The 4988-nt window shown below is 73.9% G+C and carries 5 protein-coding genes; 1 reads left to right on the top strand and 4 read right to left on the bottom strand.

Annotated features, from left to right (window positions below):
• Nucleotides 1–339 precede the first annotated feature (339 nt).
• Nucleotides 340–1386, top strand: coding sequence for an NAD(P)/FAD-dependent oxidoreductase (locus HMPREF3086_RS16310; RefSeq protein ID WP_070722957.1), 1047 nt, complete (start codon nt 340–342; stop codon nt 1384–1386).
• 23 nt (nt 1387–1409) lie between these two features.
• On the opposite strand, the gene HMPREF3086_RS16305 is transcribed toward HMPREF3086_RS16310, so the two are convergent.
• The 4 genes from HMPREF3086_RS16305 to HMPREF3086_RS16290 form a co-directional block, all read right to left on the bottom strand.
• Nucleotides 1410–2417, bottom strand: coding sequence for a nucleoside hydrolase (locus tag HMPREF3086_RS16305; RefSeq protein WP_070722955.1), 1008 nt, complete (start codon nt 2415–2417; stop codon nt 1410–1412).
• Entirely contained in the window at nt 2414–2923 is a 510-nt protein-coding gene (locus HMPREF3086_RS16300; protein WP_141764135.1) for a mycothiol transferase, read from the bottom strand. Before HMPREF3086_RS16300 ends, HMPREF3086_RS16305 begins: the two co-directional genes overlap by 4 nt.
• Complete coding sequence (locus HMPREF3086_RS16295; protein ID WP_181365959.1) at nt 2917–4395, bottom strand: SDR family NAD(P)-dependent oxidoreductase; 1479 nt, start codon at nt 4393–4395, stop codon at nt 2917–2919. Before HMPREF3086_RS16295 ends, HMPREF3086_RS16300 begins: the two co-directional genes overlap by 7 nt.
• Before the next feature lie 34 nt (nt 4396–4429).
• Nucleotides 4430–4988: hypothetical protein (locus HMPREF3086_RS16290; protein WP_070722953.1), on the bottom strand; the 559-nt coding region annotated here is incomplete at its 5' end.

Genomic DNA, 4988 nt, shown 5'->3' with positions numbered 1-4988 from the left:
GGTGTCGTGGTGTCGACCGGGTGGACGGAGCCAGGGGTCGCGGCGCCCGGACCCGCCATCGTGAACACCGGCCGGCCCGCCCGACGACGCGCAGCCGCCCACACCGCGGCGCGGGCGGCGACCGCGCCACCCGCGGCGACGATCAGGGCGGCAGCGACAGACCTCATGGACTCTCCCAGGGCGGTGACAGGGGACGACAACGCGTGTCCGGACCCCTTCTGAGCCGTCGGACATCCGGTGGAGCCTAGCACCGGTTCTAGTTCCGTCACCGGCGTACACGGTGGCCGTCCGACCTTTTCCGTAGGGTGGCTTCACCCGGCCGCCCGCGAGAGGACAGACATGAGCGACGCCCGCACCGGCCCCCTGACCGACTCCTCGGAAGAGCCGGTTCCCGAGTCGGTGGACGTCCTCGTCATCGGCGGGGGCCCGGCCGGGCTGTCCGCCGCGACGTGGGTCGGCCGGTATCAGCGCTCGACCCTGCTCGTCGACGCCGGCCACCAGCGCAACCTCGCCGCGACGGAGATCCACGGCATGCTCGGCACGGGGCCCACGACGCCCGCGGAGTTCTATGCCGACATCCACGAGGGTCTCGAGGGATATCCGACCGTCCGCCGGCTCAACGGCATCGTCGCCGAGCTGGAAAAGGAATCCGACGAGAGGTTCATCGCCCGCATCACCCCGGCGAACGCCTCGAACAGCGGCGCGGACGACACGATCACCGTCACGGCCAAGCGGATCATCCTCGCCACCGGCGTACGCGACCGGCTACCGGAGCTCGCCGGGATCGACGAGCACTACGGTGTCGACGTCCACCACTGCCCGGCCTGCGACGGCCTCACCGCCGCGGGCCAGCGCATCATCGTGCTGGGCGTCGGCGCCCACGTGCCGGCGTACGCCTCCGAGCTGCTCGACTGGGCGTCCGAGGTCGTGATCGTCACCGAGAGCGACGCGGACCCGGCCTTCGACGACGACCAGCGCGCCGCGTGCGCCGAGCACAGCATCGAGGTGGTCGACGGCGTCGCCCGCGAGCTGGTCGGCGCCCCCGGCGCGCTGGAGGGGGTGCGGCTCGACGACGGGAGGGTGATCGAGGGGTCCAAGGTGTTCTTCTCCTACGCACACCACCCGACCAACGAACTCGCTGAGGCACTGGGCTGCGAGATGGACGAGCACGGGGGCCTCATCGTCAACTCACTGCAGCTGACGAACGTCGGCGGGGTGTACGCGGCCGGCGACATCGTGACCGGCCTGCAGTTGGTGCCGATCGCCGTGGGCACCGGCGCGGCGGCCGGGGTGGCGTGCGCGACCTCGCTGCGCGGGCACGACACCGAGGAGTGCGTCCCGGACCCGGCGCCACCGACGCGGAACTTCACGCGGCCCGACAACTGACGCCGGCGGGCGGCCCAGCCGGCTCAGGCCTGTGGGCCGGCCAGTGAGGCGAGCGCCGCGCAGACCTCGTCGAGCACGGCGCCCGCCCCGCCCGGCAGGAGCAGGTCGGTCGCGACGCGCGCGTTGTCGACCCGCCCGCGCTGACCACGCACGTCCGCGACCGTCATCCCGCGCGTGTGCTCGCCGGTGCACTCGACCCGCACGTGCGCGGGCACGGACACCTCGGACCCCGGGTGCAGCGCGAGCCAGGCGACCAGCGGATCGTGCACCTGTGCCAGGTAGCCCTCGCCGACGGACTCGTGGAACTCGAAGTAGAACCGCAGCGCGTCCACCAGGGCGCGGGTCAGGGGCGTGTCGGCGGCGGCGAGCAGCTCCCGCGAGCGCTCTGGCGTCCACACCGCCCGCTCGGTGAGGTTCAGGCCGCACCACAGCGGGGCGGTGACGGCGGGATCGGCGGCCCGCGCGTTCTCCCACACCCGGCAGATCCGATCGGCGGCCTCGGGGTCGACGTCGACGTTCCACTCGCTGACCGGGGTGGTGTTGCCCGGGTGCCCGCGGAACGTCCCACCCATCACGACCAGGCGCGCCAACAGACCGGGGAGGGCGGGGTCGAGCGCCACCGCCCGGGCCAGGCTGGACGAGGGACCGGTCACGATCCCCACCAGCTCACCCGGATGTGCGCGCGCCAGCTCCACCCAGAGGCGGGCGCCGTCGCGGGGATCGAGCGCCCTCGTCGTCGTCGTCAGTTCCGCGTGCCCCGCCCCGCGGGGGCCGTGCGTCTCGGGGGTCAGCACGTGGGGGACGGCGATCGGGCCGGGTGCACCGGCGGCCACGGGCACCGGAGGCGCGCCAGCCAGGTCCAGCCACGCCAGGGCGTTGGCGACCGTGTCGTCGAGTCCGACGTTGCCGGCCGTGCACACCAGCCCGGCGAGGTCGATCCGCCCGGCCCGGTGCTCGGCGACCAGGTAGGCGATGGCCAGCGCGTCGTCGATGCCCGGGTCGCAGTCGAGCAGGACCGGGACGGGGCTCACTGCGAGGAGCCCCGCGGGGCCAGCACGTCGCGCGTCACCTGCAGCTGGCCGGTGTGCGCGGCGACCTCGTGAAGGATGTGGGCCACCACCCAGTCCGGGGTGAAGGTCCCCGCCGCACGGGCGCGGCCGACGTCGACCGTGGTGCCGGCGGGATCGGCGAGGTCTCCGCGCTCGACCGCCGCGGCGAGCCAGCCGGGCAGCCGGCCGACGAGCGCGGCGAGGCGGTCGAGTTCGGGCTCCACGGGGCCGGTGTAGGCGAACTCTGCCCCGCGGTCGCGGGAGATGGTCTCGCCGCCGAGGCACGCCGCGCCCCACGAGGTCAGGACCCCGCACAGGTGGTGGACGAGCACGGCGGCGGAGTTGGTGGGCCACCCGGAGCCCGCGGGCGTGGGGCGGGTGTGCACGAGCGAGCCGGGCTCGTCACCGCCGAGGTCGGCCACGGCGGCGCGGATCGTGGGCAGCAGGTCCCCGGCCAGGATCCGGTGGACGGCGTCGACGCTCACCACGGGCTCGGCTCGAAGTCCTTGAGGAAGCATCCGTAGAGGTCCTCGCCGGCCTCACCGCGCACGATCGGGTCCACCACGCGCGCGGCGCCGTCGACCAGGTCCAGCGGGGCGTGAAAGCCCTCCTCGTGGAGGCGGACCTTGGTCACGTGCGGGCGCTCGTCGGTGATCCACCCGGTGTCCACGGCGGTCATGAGGATGCCGTGCTCGGTGAACATCTCCTCCGCGGAGGTGCGGGTGAGCATGTTGAGGCCCGCCTTGGCCATGTTGGTGTGCGGGTGCCCGGCGCCCTTGTACCGGCGCGAGAACTGGCCCTCCATGGCCGAGACGTTGACGACGTACTTTCGGCGCGCCTTCGAGGCCGCCAGTGCCGGGCGCAGGCGGGAGACGAGGATGAACGGGGCGACCGAGTTGCACAGCTGCACCTCGAGCATCTCCATCGGCTCGACCTGCTCGACCGTGGCCACCCAGCTGTTGTGGTCCACCACGTCCGGCAGCAGCCCGCCGGCGTCGATCGCGGTGCCGGCGGCCATGCGCTCCAGCGACGCCGAGCCGCCCTGCAGCGCGAGGGTGGCGATGTGGTCGGCCTCCCGCTCGGCCTCCTCGCTGCCGATGAGTGCCGACTCGCCGCCCATGAGCGCGGCGGGGTGCAGCTCGGAGGTGCGGCCCATGGTGACCATGGGGATGTCCGCGGCGCGGCCGGTGATGGGCGCGGACTCGCCCTCCACCAGGCCCGAGTAGGAGCCGGGGGAGCGGCGCACCGTCTGCGCGGCGTTGTTGATGAGGATGTCCAGCGGCCCGCCGGCGGCCACCTCGTCGGCCAGCGCCACCACCTGCGCAGGGTCGCGTAGGTCCACGCCGATCACGTGGACGCGGTCCGCCCAGTCGGGGTAGTCGTCCATCTGCGCGAAGCGGCGCACGGCGTCGCGCGGGAAGCGGGTGGTGATGGTGACGTCGGCGCCCGCACGCAGCAGCATGAGCGCGATGTACATGCCGATCTTGGCGCGGCCGCCGGTGAGCAGGGCCCGCCGGCCGGTGAGGTCCATGTGCGGGTCGCGCTTGGCGCGGTTGACCGCCGCGCAGGCCGGGCACAACTGGTGGTAGAAGGCGTCGACCTGGGTGTAGAGCTGCTTGCACACGTAGCAGGCGACCGCGCGCTGCAGGTGGCCGGCGACGGCGCCCGGCGTGTTGGAGACCAGACGGATGCCGGCGGTCTCGTCGTCGATGCGCGTGGGGGAGCCGGTCGCCGTGGCCTCGATGACGGCCTTGTCGGCCTCCTGGCGCGCGCGGCGCACCTCGGCGCGCCGCGCCTTCTTGAGGAGCTTGAACATGTGGCCCACCGACCGCTGCACCCGGATGGAGTCGGGATGGTCCTCGCCGAGCGCCGCGGCCCGGTCGAGGACGCGCAGGCACGTCTCGAGGTCGTCGGGGTCGATACCGTCTGCGGGGATACCGTCTGGGTTGGTGCCGGTCACGACTGATACGGTACGACGACGAGGTGGTCAGTCCCTAAACCGTCCGCCCCCGCAGGGTGCTCGCGTCACCGGCGCGCAGACCGGACAGTACCTCCTCGACCGCCCGCAGGTGCTCGTCCCGCCCGGAGAGGGCCGGCTGCCGGGGAGGGCCGTAGCGGGCGGCGTAGGCGTCGGACACGAGCTGGGCGTGGGCCTCCACCGGCAGAGCGGCCCGCTGGTCGAGCACGGCCCGCCAGTCGTACGCCCGGCGCCCGAGCCGGATCTGTTCGCCCAGGGCCCGCACGACGTACCGCGGGCCGAGGAAACGCCCCTGCCAGATGTGGACCAGCTCGTGGACCAGGGTCGGGGTCGCCCGTGGGCGGACGGTGCCGTCGAGGCCCGCGATGCCGACGACGCCGGGGTCGGCGCCGAGGTAGATCAGCCCGGGCAACGCGAACGCACGCGGGTGCGGGATCCCGGGGACGTGGCCGCGCCGGATCGTCACGGCCGTGGGGTCGACGGTTCCGGCGAAGAACGCGCGGAGATCGGTGCGGACCCCGGGCGGCAGGTCGAGCGGCGGCGGGGCCAGGCCGAGGGCGTCGAGTCGGCGGTCG

This window comes from Dietzia sp. HMSC21D01 (genome assembly GCF_001815995.1).
Taxonomy (GTDB): domain Bacteria; phylum Actinomycetota; class Actinomycetes; order Mycobacteriales; family Mycobacteriaceae; genus Dietzia; species Dietzia cinnamea.
Note: the sequence above shows the minus strand (reverse complement) of the source record. Positions and strands in the feature narration are given on the sequence as shown.

Coding starts and splice junctions, on each gene's coding strand:
- HMPREF3086_RS16310 (WP_070722957.1), top strand. CDS start 340: ATGAGCGACGCCCGCACCGGCCCCCTGACCGACTCCTCGGAAGAGCCG.